At 65.2% G+C, this 16,045-nt stretch carries 14 protein-coding genes; 7 read left to right on the forward strand and 7 right to left on the reverse strand.

Annotation, left to right across the window (positions count from 1 at the left end):
• Nucleotides 1-49 precede the first annotated feature (49 nt).
• Nucleotides 50-1,597: a UxaA family hydrolase gene (locus J3489_RS04020; protein WP_206996405.1), complete on the reverse strand. Its 1,548-nt coding sequence runs from the start codon at nt 1,595-1,597 to the stop codon at nt 50-52.
• Nucleotides 1,598-1,720: 123 nt separating this feature from the next.
• On the opposite strand from J3489_RS04020, the gene J3489_RS04025 reads away from it, so the two are divergent.
• Nucleotides 1,721-2,596: a LysR substrate-binding domain-containing protein gene (locus J3489_RS04025; RefSeq protein WP_206996406.1), complete on the forward strand. Its 876-nt coding sequence runs from the start codon at nt 1,721-1,723 to the stop codon at nt 2,594-2,596.
• Between the two features lie 14 nt (nt 2,597-2,610).
• Here J3489_RS04025 and J3489_RS04030 read toward each other — a convergent pair whose 3' ends face one another.
• The 5 genes from J3489_RS04030 to J3489_RS04050 form a co-directional block, all read right to left on the reverse strand.
• Nucleotides 2,611-3,318: a ribonuclease activity regulator RraA gene (locus J3489_RS04030; RefSeq protein WP_206996407.1), complete on the reverse strand. Its 708-nt coding sequence runs from the start codon at nt 3,316-3,318 to the stop codon at nt 2,611-2,613.
• A gap of 49 nt (nt 3,319-3,367) precedes the next feature.
• Complete coding sequence (locus tag J3489_RS04035) at nt 3,368-4,153, reverse strand: SDR family oxidoreductase (RefSeq protein ID WP_206996408.1); 786 nt, start codon at nt 4,151-4,153, stop codon at nt 3,368-3,370.
• 64 nt (nt 4,154-4,217) lie between these two features.
• The gene (locus J3489_RS04040; protein WP_206996409.1) at nt 4,218-5,504 is read right to left on the reverse strand and encodes an MFS transporter; all 1,287 of its coding nucleotides are present in this window, start codon (nt 5,502-5,504) and stop codon (nt 4,218-4,220) included.
• Between the two features lie 99 nt (nt 5,505-5,603).
• Complete coding sequence (locus tag J3489_RS04045; protein ID WP_206996410.1) at nt 5,604-6,545, reverse strand: SMP-30/gluconolactonase/LRE family protein; 942 nt, start codon at nt 6,543-6,545, stop codon at nt 5,604-5,606.
• A gap of 24 nt (nt 6,546-6,569) precedes the next feature.
• Nucleotides 6,570-7,571 (reverse strand): 2-hydroxyacid dehydrogenase, encoded by a 1,002-nt coding sequence (locus J3489_RS04050; RefSeq protein ID WP_206996411.1) that lies wholly within the window; start codon nt 7,569-7,571, stop codon nt 6,570-6,572.
• Between the two features lie 115 nt (nt 7,572-7,686).
• On the opposite strand from J3489_RS04050, the gene J3489_RS04055 reads away from it, so the two are divergent.
• The 6 genes from J3489_RS04055 to J3489_RS04080 all read left to right on the forward strand — a co-directional run bounded on the left by J3489_RS04055 (nt 7,687) and on the right by J3489_RS04080 (nt 14,440).
• Entirely contained in the window at nt 7,687-9,426 is a 1,740-nt protein-coding gene (locus J3489_RS04055; RefSeq protein WP_206996412.1) for an IlvD/Edd family dehydratase, read from the forward strand.
• A gap of 124 nt (nt 9,427-9,550) precedes the next feature.
• Nucleotides 9,551-10,294 carry a GntR family transcriptional regulator gene (locus J3489_RS04060; protein WP_206996413.1) on the forward strand — a complete coding sequence of 248 codons (744 nt, stop codon included), beginning with the start codon at nt 9,551-9,553 and terminating at the stop codon, nt 10,292-10,294.
• A gap of 181 nt (nt 10,295-10,475) precedes the next feature.
• Nucleotides 10,476-11,651, forward strand: coding sequence for a mandelate racemase/muconate lactonizing enzyme family protein (locus J3489_RS04065; protein WP_374193425.1), 1,176 nt, complete (start codon nt 10,476-10,478; stop codon nt 11,649-11,651).
• 31 nt (nt 11,652-11,682) lie between these two features.
• The gene (locus tag J3489_RS04070) at nt 11,683-12,465 is read left to right on the forward strand and encodes an N-acyl homoserine lactonase family protein (protein WP_206996414.1); all 783 of its coding nucleotides are present in this window, start codon (nt 11,683-11,685) and stop codon (nt 12,463-12,465) included.
• A 16-nt stretch (nt 12,466-12,481) separates the two neighbouring features.
• Nucleotides 12,482-13,291 carry an NAD-dependent epimerase/dehydratase family protein gene (locus J3489_RS04075; protein ID WP_206996415.1) on the forward strand — a complete coding sequence of 270 codons (810 nt, stop codon included), beginning with the start codon at nt 12,482-12,484 and terminating at the stop codon, nt 13,289-13,291.
• A gap of 102 nt (nt 13,292-13,393) precedes the next feature.
• The gene (locus J3489_RS04080) at nt 13,394-14,440 is read left to right on the forward strand and encodes a LacI family DNA-binding transcriptional regulator (protein WP_206996416.1); all 1,047 of its coding nucleotides are present in this window, start codon (nt 13,394-13,396) and stop codon (nt 14,438-14,440) included.
• Nucleotides 14,441-14,522: 82 nt separating this feature from the next.
• On the opposite strand, the gene J3489_RS04085 is transcribed toward J3489_RS04080, so the two are convergent.
• Nucleotides 14,523-16,004, reverse strand: coding sequence for an MFS transporter (locus tag J3489_RS04085; RefSeq protein WP_206996417.1), 1,482 nt, complete (start codon nt 16,002-16,004; stop codon nt 14,523-14,525).
• Nucleotides 16,005-16,045: the final 41 nt, after the last annotated feature.

The following is a 16,045-nucleotide window of genomic DNA, read 5'->3' on the forward strand; positions in this document are numbered from 1 at the left end:
GGTCGCCAAGGTCTCGGTCCCTGCCTGCCCCGACGGCCGCAAACTCGGCTCAGCTCATGATTCCGATCTGCCAAGGCACGAACTCATGATCGCCAAGGCCCAATCGCTCGCTCCTCGTGCGCTCGCCCGAGGCAGTCTTCAAGATGGCCTCGAAAATTTCCCGGCCGGCGCTTTCAATCGACGCGACGCCATCCAGGATACCGCCGCAGTTCAGGTCCATATCCTCGATCAGCCGCTCGTACATCGCCGTGTTCGTTGCGATCTTCAGCGACGGCACCGGCTTTGCGCCGAACATCGACCCGCGTCCGGTCGTGAAAGCAATCACGTTTGCCCCGCCGGCAATCTGGCCGGTCGCAGACACCGGGTCGAAGCCAGGCGTGTCCATGAAGACGAGACCGCGCGTCTTCACGGGCTCGGCGTATCGATAGACCTCCATCAGCGGGCTCGTGCCGCCCTTCATCGCCGAGCCGATGGACTTTTCATAGATATTGGCAAGACCGCCCACTTGATTGCCGGGGCTGACCTTGCCATTGATCTGCACGTCGCGGCCCACCGAATACTGCTCTTTCCACCAGCGAATCCGGTCGACGAGCTTCTCGCCGACTTCGCGGCTTGCCGCGCGCCGGGTGAGCGTGTGTTCGACACCGTAAATCTCGGGCGTCTCCGACAAGATCGCCGTTCCGCCATGGCGCACGAGCAGGTCCATCGCCGCGCCGAGCGCCGGATTCGCCGTGATCGATGAAAAACCGTCCGAGCCGCCGCACTGCAGGCCGACCTTCAAGTGGCTCGCCGGCAACGTCGTGCGCTCGACCCGGTCCGCCTCGGGCAACAGCGCCTTGACCGCTTCGATCCCGGCTTCGATCGTGCTTCGGGTGCCGCCGTTCTCCTGCATGACGAACGTGTGCAGCCGCGAACTGCGTTCGAGCCCCTCCTGGTCCATCAGTCCTGCCAACTGATTCCGCTCGCAGCCCAGCCCGACGATCAGGGTCGCAGCCAAATTCGGATGACGCGCATAGCCCGCGATGGTCCGCCGCAGGAGCGCCATCGGCTCGCCGCTCATCTCCATGCCGCAGCCGATGCCGTGGCTGAAAGCGACCACGCCATCGACGTTCGGGTAGTCCGCAAGCCGCTCCGGCGTGAACCAATCGGCGATCTTGTGGACGACCGTCGCCGAGCAGTTCACCGTTGCGAGCACGCCGATGTAATTGCGCGTCGCGACTTCGCCGTTGCTCCGCACGATGCCCTCAAACGTTGCCCGCGCTGCCTCCGGCACCATCTCCACCGGCTGGTAGTCCGCGCCGAACGCGTAGTCGCGGTCGAACTCGCGAAACTCGAGGTTATGACTGTGGACCATCGTCCCGGCCGCAATTTCGCCTGCCGCGAAGCCGATCACGACGTTGTACTTGCGAACCGGCTCGCCTTGCTTGATCGCGCGCGCCGCGATCTTGTAACCCGCCGGGACCTGACTGCGGCAGGTGAAGCCATAACCCGAAACGGGCGTCCCGATCGCGATGTCGACGCGCGCGATCACGACGTTGTCGTCAGGATGGAGCCGAATGACCGGCCCGGCCATCGTCTTGCTGGCTGATTCAATCATGGTGGTGACTTTGTTTGCCGGTCGCCCGATGCCGAACCGGATGAGTGATAGCGGCGAGTATGGTGGTCACCGCGCATCAAAAGAAGTAATCTTTGCTTTCTTCAAAACATAAAATTTCTTTCGGTGGACACCCGCTATCTTCAGAGCTTTGTCTACGTAGTCGAATTGGGCTCGATCGCGGAAGCCGCTCGCCGGCTCGATCTGACGCCGGCCGCGGTCGCACAGCGCGTGAAGATGCTCGAGGCCGAGCTCGGCGGTCAGCTCGTGCGCCGCTCGGGACGCACGGTCGGCACGACGGAGGCCGGTGAGCGCATCCTCGAACGCGCCCGCAAGGTGCTGCACGACATCCGCGATCTGAAGTCGGATCTGGAGAATGCGTCGACGCTCGGCGGACAACTGCGCCTCGGCGGCATGGGAACGATGATGACGAGTCTGATCCCCGACATGCTTGCCGAACTGCTGGCGCGTCACCCTGGAATCGACTTTTATCTCGAGCCTGGCAGCTCGCTCGACCTGCATCGGAAAGTCGTCGGCGGGGACCTTGATGCCGCCGTCATCGCACAGCAACCGTTCAGCCTACCGAAAAGTTGCGACTGGCACACGTTCAGGGAAGAGCCGCTCATCCTGCTGACGCCGGCCGCAATGACGGTGACCGATCCGCACGTCACATTGCAGACGGAACCGTTTCTCCGTTACGACCGCAATGTCGTCGGCGGGCAGCTCGCCGAGAGCTACCTCCGGCAACATGGAATCAGGCCGCATCAGCGCTGCGAGCTGGACGGGCTCGGCGCGATAGCCGCGCTGGTGGACCGCGGTCTTGGCGTCTCGCTCGTGCCCGACTGGACGACCAAGCCGCTCACTGAACTATCGCTTGCCAAATGGCCGCTGCCCCATCCCTTTCCGAAGCGCGTGGTCGGGTTGCTATGGGGGCGCTCCTCAGCCCGCATCCGACTGATCCAGGCCTTTCTGCAAGTGGCCTCGGAGTTCGAATGCGGCTAAGCGGCATCGAGCCGCTACTTGCGGCCTTGCTTCGCCGCTTCGTAACGCGCCTTGTTCTCCTCGTTCGGAGGATAGAGTCCCGGCAAGGACGCGCCGGCTTCGATCTGTTCCATGATCCAGCCTTCGAGCCGCTCCTGTTCAGGCGCGGCTTGCACGATGTCCTCGACGAGCGCGGCCGGAATCACGACTGCCCCGTCGGCATCGACGACGATCAAGTCGTCCGGAAACACGGCGACCCCGCCGCAGCCGACCGGCTCCTGCCAGTTGACGAACGTGAGCCCGGCGACGGACGGCGGAGCCGCCACGCCTCGGCTCCATACCGGCAGGCCGGTTCCGAGCACGCCTGCGACATCGCGCAAGACGCCGTCGGTCACGAGGGCGGCCACGCCGCGCTTGTGCATGCGCGCGCAAAGGATGTCGCCGAAGATGCCGGCATCGGTCACGCCCATCGCGTCGACCACGGCGATGCACCCGGCCGGCATGGCCTCGATCGCCGCGCGCGTCGAGCGTGGCGAGGACCACGATTCAGGCGTCGCCAGATCCTCGCGTGCCGGCACGAAGCGCAGCGTGAAGGCCCGGCCGACGATGCGCGGCAAACCGGGGGCGAGCGGCTTTGCCCCTCGGATCCATACGTTGCGCAATCCGCGCTTGAGCAGCAGCGTGGTCAGCGTGGCTGTCGTGACGCTCGAGAGCGTATCGATGATTCGTTGGTCGATGGTCATGGAAGTTTCTCTTTACAAAGAAGGCGCGCGCTCGGTGCACGCGTGTGACTCAAATGCTCGCGATCAGCCCGCCGTCCACGCGGACGACGCTGCCCGTGACATACGAAGCACGCTCGCTCGCAAGGAACGCGACAACGTCCGCATATTCGCCCGGCTCGCCGTAGCGCCCGGCCGGAATCGACGACGTGCTCTCCGCCGCGACGGATTCGACCGTACGGGCCTCGCGGCGCGCCTTCGCTTCGTCGAGGAAACGAATGCGGTCGGTGGCGACGCGGCCGGGCACCACGACGTTCGCGGTGACGCCGTCGCGTGCCACCTCCCGCGCAAGCGTCTTCGACCAACCGACGAGCGACAGGCGCAGCGAGTTCGACATGCCGAGATTCGGAATCGGCGCGACGACCCCCGACGACGCGCTCGTGATGACGCGTCCCCACTTGCGCTCGCGCATCGCCGGCAACACGCGATCGGTGATCGCGATCACGGGGAGCACCATCGATTGAAAATATTTCTGCCATGCCTCGGACGGCTGCCCCGAGGCAGGCGTCGGCGGCGGGCCGCCGGTGTTGTTCACGAGGATATCGACGGCCCCGAAGCGCGCTTCGATCGCCAAGACGTGGCCTTCGATCGACGACAGATCGCTCAAATCCCAGCGCAGGGTCAGCGCTTGGCCGCCGGCGTCCTCGATCGCTTGCGCGGACAGCTTAAGCGCGGCTTCATCGATATCGGCGATCGCGATGTTCGCGCCCTCGTGCGCGAGCGAAACTGCGATCGCGCGCCCCAGTCCGCCGCCCGCGCCCATGACCAGCGCTGTCTTCTTGCCCAGTCCTAAGTCCATTGCCTTGCTCCCGGCTGATCAGCCGCTTGGTTAATGAAGGTCCGCCTGCGGCGCGCTCCGGCATTCAGGCTGCCGAATCCGGCACCATCGCCCGCATGCCGCCGTTGCTGCGCACGACGAGTGCCATCGCCAGCACGCCGATGAGATCGATCGTCGCGCCCAAAGCGAAACCGCTGCTGTAGCCGCCGAAGTATTCGACCGCGAAGCCGGTGACGGTCGGCCCGACGATTCCCGAAATGTTCGACATCAGATGCACGAAACCGCTGACGCCACCGAGATGCCTGCTCGGCACGAGTTCATGAACGACGGCCCAAACGGCCTGCGACGACGCGGTAAGAAACAGCACCGCCGCTGCGACGAACGTGACGGCAAGCGCCGTCGACGAGACGATGCTCACCGCGACCATGGCAAGCCCCGACACGGCGAGCGGCACCACCGCGGCAAGCTTTCGCGCGAGCAGCTTGTTCGCCATGCGCTTGAACAGCGCATCTCCCGCGAGGCCGCCGCCGAAATAGCCGATCGTGCCGCATGCCCAGGGAATCGCCGTCATCAGACTCATGCTCTGCAGGTCCAGATGCAATGCGTTCGTGAAATAGCTCGGCAGCCACGAGATAAAAATGAACAACGTGTAGTTCACCGCGAAGAGGCCGACGCCGAGCGCAAGCGTGCTCGGGCGAAACAGATAGGCGCGCAACGGCACGCCGTCGGCACCTTGTTCGCTCGGATGGGCGACGCTGCGGCTGCGTTCGATCAGTTCGCGCTCCGGCTGCCTCACGCGCCGGCTCTGCGCGGGCGTGTCGGTCACGAAGAACCGCCAGACCGCGATCCACAGGAAGCCGAGCGCAGCGATCGCGATGAACGACACGCGCCAGCCGAAGGCGATCGCCACGAGGCCGACGAGCGGCCCGGCAAGCGCATTGCCGAGCGTCTGTCCCGAGAACGTAAAGCCGATCATCGAGCTGGTCTCGTCGCGCGGAAACCAGTTGGTGATGGCGCGGTTCGTCGTCGAATTCATCGGGCCTTCGCCGAAGCCGAAGAGCGCCCGCAGGATGAACAGCGAGACGAAGCCCATCGCCCCCGCTGTCATGCCGCAGAGCAGGGACCATGCGCCCATCGCCCACGAAAAGACGCGCACTGGGCCGAAGCGGTCGGCAAGATGGCCGCCGACGAACGAAAAGATCGAATACCCGACGAAGAAGCTGCTGAAGATAATGCCAAGTTGCGACGGCGACAGGCTCAACTGTTTGCTGATGATAGGCGCGACGATGCCGAGCGCCGCGCGATCCATGTAGTTGATCATGCCCGCAGCGAACAGGAGCCCCGCCACGGCGAATCTGTATTTTCCGGACATTGCGCCTCCAATATGATTAGGATTTCTGATTGAACATGCTTCGCTGCTTCGCCTGGCTCGATGCCGCGCCGGCGAAGCCGGCCCTGCCTGACGCGGACGTCAGCCCCCGGCGACTCCTTGCGTGTTGACGTAAAGCGCATATACCGACTGACACGAAGCCATGAACAGGCGGTTGCGCATCAGTCCGCCGAAGCAAAGATTGGCGCATCGCTCGGGCAACGCGATCCGTCCGATGAGCTTGCCGCGCGGCGAAACGACCATTACGCCGTCGAGCTCGTCGCTACCCATGCCCCATCCGCACCATAGATTGCCGTGCACATCGCAGCGCAGGCCATCGATCGTGCCCGCGCCCGCGTCGAGAAACACACGGCCGTTTGCGATCGCCGTGCCGTTATCGACCACGTCATACACCCGTATCATGCGATTCGGCGTACCGCGCGACTCGATGACATAGAGCAGGCTTTCGTCGGGCGAGAAGCAAAGGCCGTTCGGCCCTTTGATGTGGCCGGCGACGACAGTCGCCGCGCCGGATGCGCCGTCGACGCGATAGACGTTCTGCGGCAGCTCGGGCTGCGCCTGCCGGCCTTCGTAGTTGCCGAGAATGCCGAAGGGGGGGTCCGTGAACCAGATCGAACCGTCCGACTTGACCACCACGTCGTTCGGCGAGTTCAGCGGCTTGCCGTCGAAACGATCGAGGATCACCGTGAGCGAGCCGTCATACTCCGTGCGCGTGACGCGCCTGCCTCCGTGCTCGCAGGTAATCAGGCGTCCTTGACGATCGCGCGTGTTGCCGTTTGCATAATTCGACGGGCTTCGGAACACGCTGACGGCACCGGTTTCCTCTTCCCACTTCATCATGCGGTTGTTCGGAATGTCGCTCCATAGCAGGTAGCGCCCGTCTCCGAACCAGACGGGCCCCTCCGCCCAGCGAAAGCCGGTCGCAAGGCGCTCGACGGCCGCATAGGGAAGCCGAAACTTCTCGAACTCGGGATCGAATACCTGAATGCGCGGATCGGGATAGCGCTCGCTCGCTTGCCACATGAAATAGGCTCCTCGTTCAAGGTGTCACTGCGCTTGCCGCGCTTCGCGGCGCACGGCGCGCGCTTCGGGATTGACGGTCGCTGCCGCCGCCCGGCCCTCCAGCGTCTCGATCAGGTTGAGCGCCGCACGCTGTGCCATCGCCGCGCGCGTTGCGCGCGTCGCCGAACCGATATGCGGCAGCGCGACGACGCTCGGCAGCGCGTACAAGGGGGACTCGGCCGGCAGCGGCTCGCGCTCGAAGACATCGAGGCCGGCGCCGCGGATCCGGCCGGCTTTCAGCGCATCGACGAGCGCCCACTCGTCGACGACCGGGCCGCGCGACGCGTTGATCAGGATCGCGCTTGACTTCATCAGCGCGAATTCGCGCGCGCCGATGAGGTGATGCGTCTCGCTCGAAAGCGGCACCAACGTGCAAACGAAATCCGCTTGGGCGAGCAGCTCGTCGAGGGGGCAGCGCACGGCGCCGTAAGCGGATTCGGCTTGCGCATTCGGCTGCCGGTTCGTGTAGAGCACGCGCATGCCGAACCCGAGCGCCGCGCGGCGCGCCAGTGCGCCGCCGATACGCCCGAGCCCCACGATGCCGAGCGTCTTGCCGTGCACGTCGACGCCAAATAAGCGTTCATCGACATTGCCGGCCCACGCCCCGCTCTTCGCCCAGTTGGCAAGCTCGACAACGCGGCGGGCGCTCGCCAGCATCAGCGCGAACGCGAGATCCGCTGTCGTTTCCGTCACCTCGCCGGGGGTATGGGTGAGCACGATGCCGCGGCGCGTCAGCTCGCCGACGTCGAAGGCGTCATAGCCCGCCGAAATCGTCGACGCCGCCTCGAGCAACGGTGCCGCATCCAGCAAGTCCGTCGTGATCTTGAGCATGTTGCCGATGATGCCGTGAGCGGCCCCGAGCGCTTCGATGAACGCGCGGCGATTGCCTTCGTCGACCGCGGCGAACTCGGTGACGTCGAAATGCCGGCGCAAGACGTCGACGACGTCCTTGGGCACCGCGCGGTAGAGCACGACTCGCTTTCTCATCTCTCGATCCTTTGAAAAGGGTCCCCGGCACGACCGCCCGGCTGCTGACTTGCGGCTCACTATAAAAGCCGATATGATCGCTGTCAAGATTATTGATAATTTGGTTGATACGATTATGGACAAGAAGGCAGAGCAGGGCGGACTCAAGCAAGGACTCACCAATTACGGTGACGAGGGCTTTTCGCTGTTCCTACGCAAGGCGTTCATCAAGGGCGCGGGCTACACGGACGACGCGCTGTTGCGGCCGATCGTGGCGATTGCGAACACCGGCAGCGCATACAACCCCTGCCACGGCAACGCGCCGCAACTCGTCGAAGCCGTCAAGCGCGGGGTGATGCTGGCGGGAGGGTTGCCGGTCGAATTTCCGACGATCTCCATCGCCGAGAGCTTTTCGCACCCCACCAGCATGTATCTGCGCAATCTCATGTCGATGGACACCGAGGAGATGCTCCGCGCGCAGCCAATGGACGCGGCCGTGCTGATCGGCGGCTGCGATAAGACGGTGCCGGCCCAGTTGATGGGAGCCGCAGCGGCAGGCGTACCCGCGATCCAACTCGTCACCGGTGCCATGCTGACGGGCTCGCATCGCGGCGAACGGGTCGGCGCATGCACCGATTGCCGGCGCTACTGGGCGCGCTTTCGCGGCGACGAAATCGACGCGCGCGAAATCGACGACGTCAACAACCAGCTCGTGCCGACGGTGGGCACCTGTTCGGTGATGGGCACGGCAAGCACCATGGCTTGCATCGCAGAGGCGCTCGGGATCATGCTGCCCGGCGGCGCGAGTGCGCCCGCGGTGACGGCGGACCGCATCCGCATCGCCGAACGCACCGGCGCGGCAGCCGTGGCGATGATCGCCAACCGGCTGACGCCCGATCGCATCCTCACGCCAGCCGCATTCGAGAACGCATTGCGCGTGCTGCTCGCCGTCGGCGGCTCGACGAACGGGATCATTCACCTGACGGCGATTGCCGGCCGCCTCGGCATCGAAATCGAGCTCGACGCGGTCGACAAAATGGCACGCGAAACGCCGGTACTCGTCGATCTCAAGCCGTCGGGCCAGCATTACATGGAAGACCTGCACAAGGCCGGGGGGCTCACGGCCGTGCTGCGCGAACTCAAGCCGCTGCTTCACCTCGATGCGCTCACCGTCACCGGCCGCACGCTCGGCGAGGAACTCGAGGCCGCACCGGCGAGCTTCAAGCAAAGCGTGGTGCGCCCGTTCGATGCGCCGATCTTCCCGCAAGGCGGCATCGCCGTATTGCACGGCAACCTTGCGCCGCGCGGCGCGATCATCAAGCAGTCCGCTGCCGACGCCGAATTGATGGAACACGAGGCGCGCGCAGTCGTCTTCGAGAACGCCGAGGATCTCGCACGGCGCATCGACGACCCCGGGCTCGATGTCGAAGCCGACGACATCCTCGTGCTCAAGGGCATCGGCCCGGTCGGTGCACCGGGCATGCCCGAAGCGGGTTACATCCCGATCCCGAAAAAGCTGGGCCGGCTCGGCGTCAAAGACATGGTGCGCATCTCCGATGGCCGCATGAGCGGCACGGCGGCGGGAACGATCGTTCTGCACGTGACGCCGGAAGCGGCGATCGGCGGTCCGTTGGCGCTCGTGCGCACAGGCGACCGGATTCGGCTGAGCGTTGCCAAGCGATCGATCGAGCTGCTCGTCGATGACGATGAACTGCGCCGGCGCCGTGAGCAACTGCCGGCGCACACCATCGATCCGCACGAGCGCGGCTACAGGAAGCTGTTCCTGACCTCGATCACACAAGCGGACCAAGGCTGCGATTTCGATTTCCTGCGGGCGTCGCAGCAGACCGCGAAGGTGCCTAAGCTGCGCGAATGAGCGTGCGCTCTCGCGCACGGCGAGCCTGCCGCCCGCGAGCGGCAAGCCGTGACGGTTCGCGGACGACTTTGTTTATACTGGGCGGCTTTCCGGAACACCCACGCATCTGCGTCATCCGATCGACATGAAAAGCGTCCCGACTTCCAACCGGTCATCAGGCAAGGGCCCGAGCCGCGCGCCGCGCGCCGCGGCCGTGCGGGACCGTGACATCGACGCCAACGTCGCCCGCGTGTCCGACACGCTCGAAGAGCAGATCGTGCTCGGCGTGCTGCATCCGCGCGAACGCCTGGTGGAGGACGACCTCTGCGAGCGCTTCACGTTGAAGCGCCATGTGGTGCGGCAGGTGCTCGCCGAGCTCGAGCAACGCGGTCTCGTCGAACGGCGCAAGAATGTCGGCGCGCTGGTGAAGTCATATACGCCGCAGGAAGTCACGGATCTATATGCGGTGCGGGAGATTCTCGAAACCAGCGCAGCCCAGCGCATTGCCCTGCCGGTCGCGCCGGAGCAGCTCGCGGAGCTCGCCGAAATCCAGAAGGCGCACGACGCCGCCACCCTGGCGGGCGACATGCGCGGCGTGTTTCGGTCGAACATGGCGTTTCACCGCGCCTTGTTCGCGCTATCGGAGAACCGCGCCTTGACCGAAGCCATCCGCGAGTACGAGCGGCGCACGCATGCCATCCGTTCCGCCACCCTGATGTTTCCGCAATACGTCGAGAAGGCCCGCATCGAACATCATCAAATGCTCGAAGCGCTCGCGGCGCGCGACCAGTCGAGGCTCGTCGAGCTGTGCCGCGAGCATCTGATCCCGGCGCGCGATGCGTATATCGAGGCGTACCACCGCCGCCTCGGCGCGGCGGCCATCAGCTAGGGCGGACAGGCGCGCCTGGCGCCCGCGCCGCGCACACCCTGCCGTTTCCGATTTGACTTCGCAGTGCTCGCCGCCTATAGTTGGCCACTGGTAAGCGCTTACAATTCAAGGTCGGCAATCAAAGCGCGGGGCCGAATCGGCGTTATTTTCAGCTTTATTCGATGATGAATTGGCGGAGACGATGGACAGCATCACCCAGCAACTCTGTGAAAGCGCTTACATGCATGACGCGCGAATCGAGCGGATTCAAGCCCGAACCGTGCGCGTTCCACTTGCCCGTCAAACCTCGTTCGCCACTCGCCGAGTCGAATCGCGCGATTACACGATCGTCCGTATCGAGACGGCCGACGGCTGTTACGGCATCGGCTTTTGCTACGGCGGCCACCGAGGCGGCACGCTGGTGACGCATGCCGTGCGCGAACTGTTTGCCCCGCAATTGCGCGGACGTTCGGCACTCGAAGTCGAAGGGCTGTGGCGCGAGATGTACCAGGACTCGCTGCTGCATGGACGAGCCGGCTCGGTGATGCGTGCCCTGTCGGCCATCGACATCGCCCTGTGGGACCGCAATGCGCGCGCCGCCGGATTGCCGCTCAGCCGCTATCTCGGCGCGACCGCCGCCGAGCGGGTGCCGGCCTATGCGAGCGGCGGCTACTACCTCGACGGCAAGAGCCCGGCCATGCTCGGCGAGGAGCTCGCCGGATACGTGGCGCTCGGCTTCAACGCGGTGAAGATGAAAGTCGGACGGCTCGACCCGAAGAGCGAAGAGGCGCGTATTCGCGCGGCACGCGAGGCCATCGGCGACGACGTGCTGTTGATGCTCGATGCGAACAATGCGTGGAGCGACGTTTCCACGGCGCTCGAGTACATGAAACGCTACGAGCCGTACGATCCCTTCTGGATCGAGGAGCCGTTCAGCCCGGACGACATCGAGAGCCACGCGCAGCTCGCGCGCCGCACGCCGGTCGCGGTCGCGACCGGCGAGATCGAAGCGGGTCGCTGGCGCCATCACGAACTGCTTGAAAAACGCGCCGCGTCCATTCTGCAATCGGATGCTGCGGTCTGCGGCGGCATCAGCGAATGGCGCCGCATTGCGGCCATGGCGGCGGGTTTTGGCGTGACCGTCTGCCCTCACTGGTTCCACGATCTGCACGTGCACCTCGTGGCTTCGACCTCGAACGCGCGATATGTCGAGTTCTTTCCCGACGACGCCGTGCTCAACTTTCGCCGCTTGATCGATCGCCAGCTCGTCGTCGAACAGGGTGCGCTCGTGGTGCCGACAGCACCGGGGCTCGGCTTCGATTTCGACGAGCGTGTGCTCGACAGCTACGATGTCGACGCCGGCGACGCCGGCGCGTGAGCGGCGCCCGGCTCGAAATGAAACCCTCACCATGTCCACCTTCACTATCGTGCCGATTCGCTGCGGCGACATCGTGAATCACGCGCGCTCGTGCTTTCTCTACCGCAAGGATTGCGGCGGCGCGCATCTGAATGCACCTTGCATCGCTTGGCTGCTGCGAAGCGATGCACACACCGTTATCGTCGATGCCGGCCCCGGGTCGCGCGCACGAGCGCCGCAGTGCTACACCGAATCCGACGCCGGCCACGACGACTTGCTGCAGTACGGCCTCGCGAGAGCAGGCGTGGAGCCTGACGCCATCGAGCTGGTCATCCTTACGCACCTGCACCACGACCACGTGGGCGGAGCCCGCCTCTTCCGCAACGCGAGGTTCCACGTTCAGGAGGCCGAACTGAAGGAGGCGGTGTGGCCGGTGCCGTTTCAACGCCCGATCTACGGGACGAATCAGCGGGGCAAGACGCCGCCCTGGATCGACGTGCTCGACCGCATGATGGTCGCTCACGGCGACGAAAACGTACTGCCCGGCATTCGCGTGCTGAAGCTGCCGGGACACACCGCCGGCTCGCAGGGGGTACTCGTCGACACGGACGACGGTCCGTATCTCATCGCAGGCGACCTGATCCCGCTCTACGAGAACTGGCCTGCGCACGGCGGCGAGCCGGTGCCGAACGGCAACCATACGGACTTGCGCGCCTACGACGACAGTTTTCGGCGCATCGCCGCGCTGCGCGCCAAGGTGCTGCCCGCACATGACCCGCGCGTCTTCGAATGCGCATCGTATCCGCCGGGGCAAGACCCCGCCGTCAATCCCTAAACGAAGGAGCCATTGGATGACTCGAGTTTTGATCACAGGTGCCGCGGGGCACATCGGCCGCGTCTTGCGAAAGGGCTTGCAGGGCCACTATTCCCTCGTGCGGCTCGCCGATATTGCCGCTCAGGAACCGGCCGGCCCCGGCGAACAGGTGGTGAGCGTCGACATCACCGATCCCATCCAGCTCGCGGGCGCGATGGACGGCATGGATTGCGTCGTGCATCTCGCGGGCATTCCCGATGAGGCCAGCTGGGACCGCATCCGCCGCATGAACATCGAAGGCTGCTACAACGTTTTCGAGTCGGCGCGCAGTGCGGGCGTGAAGCGCGTGATATTCGCCAGCTCCAACCACGCGGTCGGCTTTCATCGGCGCGACCGGATGATCGACGACACCGTGACGCCCCGCCCCGACAGCCGGTACGGCTTATCGAAGGTGTTCGGAGAGGCAGTGGGACGGCTGTATGCCGACAAGTACGGTCTTTCCGTCGCCTGCCTGCGCATCGGGTCGTTCCGCCCCGACGACCGCCCGACCGCCCCGCGCCATCTGTCGACGTGGATCAGCCACCGTGACACCGTGCAGCTCGTGCGCCGCGCGATCGATCATCCGGACTATCACTTCATCGTCGCGTATGGCGTGTCCGCCAACGCGCGCAACCGCTGGGACAACTCGAACGTGCGCTTCCTCGGCTACCAGCCGGAGGACGACGCCGAACACTACGCCGCGCAAATCCTGGCGACGGGCGCGCGCGAAGACGAGCGGGAGGCGCTGTTTCATGGCGGCTTCGGCTGTCTCAACGAGTTCGCGGGACGCATCGAGGAGATCGACTGATGCGGTATGCGGGCCCCGGTGCTCGGGCGGCTCGCCCGCGCACGGTTCAGCCGGCCGTCGTGCCACGCCCGTCTGTCTTTTCGCCAAGCATGAGGTGCGCCGTTGACTGCCGGATCGAATAAGCGGGCGCCGCGCCGCACGTCGCAAGCGGTGTCGGTACTCGATGTCGCGCGCGAAGCGCGCGTGTCGACGGCGACGGTGTCCCGGGTGCTGAACGGCAGCGCCAACGTCGGCGAGCCGCTGGCGAGCCGCGTGAGGGCTGTCGCCGTCGAGCTCGGCTACACGCCGCACGCGGCCGCCCGCGCGCTCGCGACGCAGCGTTCGACGACCATCGGCGCGGTCATTCCGTCGCTCGAAAACCAGAACTTCGCGAGGGGCGTCTTCGCACTGCAAAAGCGCATCGTCGATGCCGGCTACACGCTGCTGCTCGCCTGCTCGTACTACGACCCCGAAGAGGAGCTGAAGCAGGTCCACGCGCTCGTAGCCGACGGCATCGCGGGCTTGATGCTCGTCGGGCGCACTCATGCGCCCGCGCTCTATCAGTTGCTGGCGAAGAAAAACATCCCCTTCGTGAACTGCTGGACCGTCGACAGCCAGCACCCGTACGTGGGCTTCGATAACGTCGAGATCGGCAGGCGGCTCGCGGACTATCTGTTCGATCTGGGCCATCGCAACTTCGGCATCATCGTGCAGCGCGTGCAAAGCAGCGACCGCGCGGCCGATCGAATTTCCGGCGTGCGCGAGGCCCTTGCCGCACGCGGCCTTGAATTGAAGCGCGAGCACTTGATCGAGACCCCGCATCGAAGCATCGAGGGGCAAAACGCGATGAAGAGCCTGATGCAGGGGCCGAACCGCCCGAGCGCCGTGATCTGCGGCACGGACGTGCTTGCCATCGGCGCTCTCGTGCAGGCCCGTCAGAGTGGAATCGAGGTGCCTCGCGACGTGTCGATCGTCGGCATCGACGACATCGAGTTCGCGAGCTTCACGACACCGCCCCTCACGACGATGCGGCTGCCCGCCGAGGAGGTCGGCACGCGCAGCGCCGAATACCTGCTGGACCGCATCGCGGGGCGATCGGTCAGCGCCGCAAATACGCTATCGGTCGACCTGATCGTGCGCGGCACGGCGGCGGCACCGCGCGAGCATTAAACAGCGCGGATCGAAAACACGCGCTTTGCATGGGTGCTCGACAGATTGCGCATCGTCAAATGCTCCGTTTGATTCGGCTCGTTCATTCCCATTGCCGGACCGACACGGACGGGCGCAAGTGCACGCCAACGATGCGCCGCGCGCAGAGCAGCGCCCCGCACGCCACCACGACGTCGATGACGAAACCCACGTGAACCGCGTGCACGACGGCGACCCGATCGTCGGCGAGCGAACCCTGTCCGGCGCTGGCGACGACGTGCGCCAGGCTGCGCGAGACGAGCGTGCCGATCGTGGCCGTTCCCAGCATGCCGCCGACCATCCGCGTCGACTGGATCAGCGCGGTCGTGATGCCGAAACGTTCTGGCCCGCTCAATTCCTGCGCAAAGACGTTCAGATTGTTGAAGATGAAGCCGAGCCCGACACCCGCCGCCGCCATCGACGCTGCGCTCAACCCATGCGAACTCGTGCCGCCCAGCATCGTCGCGCCGATGCAGCCTGCGCCGATCAGCGCGAAGCCGACCGTGACGATCGTCATCGGCGCACGCAAGCGCGTGACGATCCGCGTATTCGCGAGACTGCCGAGCGCCAGGCACACCGGTAGCGGCGTTACCGCAATGCCTGCCGCCTGCGGCGTCATGCCGACGCCCGTTTGCAGCAGCAGCGGCGTAAAGAACAGCAGCGAAAACATCGCAAAGCCGGCGGCGAACGACAGCACGAACAGCCGCACGAGATTGCGGTCGGCAAACAGGTCGATCGGCAGAATCGGATGCGCGTGGCGTTTTTCCCATTGGTACAACAAGACGCATGTGCCGACCGCGAGTGCGACAAGCGTGAGCGTCGAAAAGGTGAGCCCCCTGTTGGGCAGCCGCTCGATGGCCATTTGCACCGATCCGAGCAGAATCGACAACAACGCCGCACCGGCCCAATCGATCGTGGTGCGCCGGCTGCCCCGCTGCTCGACACGAGGCAAATACCTGATCACGCAATAGAGCCCGGCGAGCCCGACCGGCAGGTTGACGAGGAACGTCGCGCGCCAGCCATAGACAGCGCTCAGGAATCCGCCGAGAAACGGCCCGGCTGCCGTGGCGATTCCGTAGGAACCCGCCATCACGACCTGCCAGCGCACACGGGCGTGCAGATCGGGAAACAGATCGGGGATCGACGCGAATGCGGTGCCCACCATCATCCCGCCGCCGACTCCCTGCAGCACCCGCGCGAATACCAGCATTTGCACGTTCGGCGCGAGCCCGCATAGCGCAGACGCGAACGTAAACGTGGTGATCGATGCAATCACGAAGCCCTTGCGGCCGAAGTAGTCGCCGAGGCGGCCGAAGATGGGTACCGACACGACGGACGCAAGCAGATAGACGCTCGCAATCCAAGCGTAGTAATCGGCGCCCTTCAGATCGGCGACGATGGAAGGCAGCGCGGTGCTGACGACCGTCTGATCGAGTGCGACGAGCATGTTGACGAGGCCGATACCGAGCATCGCCAACAGGGATTCGCGAAATGAGCGAGCAGCGGCTCTGTCATGCGGCACGGAACCGCCTTCACCGCGCCCCATTGGCGCCTCCTTGACCATTTGAATGCGAACCCGAGTGTGAT

The sequence above is a fragment of the Trinickia mobilis genome, assembly GCF_017315705.1.
GTDB lineage: Bacteria > Pseudomonadota > Gammaproteobacteria > Burkholderiales > Burkholderiaceae > Trinickia_A > Trinickia_A mobilis.